Here is a 223-nt window from a genome sequence, read left to right on the forward strand (position 1 = left end):
CGTTCATCCTCCACGATATCAAGAATCTGGTCAGCCAGTTGACGCTGGTGGCGCGCAATGCCGAGCGCCATGCCGACAACCCCGATTTCCGCGCAGATATGATCGCAACCTTGCAGGACTCTGCCGCGCGCATGAACGACTTGCTCGCCCGTCTCTCGCAGCAGCACCGCACCCGGAGCGAGGCGCTGCGACCGGTCAATGTGCTACCGCTGGCCGAACAGGT

At 62.8% G+C, this 223-nt stretch carries 1 protein-coding gene; it reads left to right on the forward strand.

The window, feature by feature from the left end; all coding sequences use genetic code 11:
• On the forward strand, window positions 1–223 hold a 223-nt coding region (locus tag LD028_RS09985), incomplete at both ends, for a hypothetical protein (protein WP_237811724.1).

The organism is Anoxybacillus sp. LAT27 (genome assembly GCF_022030075.1).
GTDB classification, from domain to species: Bacteria; Bacillota; Bacilli; order Bacillales; family Anoxybacillaceae; genus Anoxybacillus; species Anoxybacillus kestanbolensis.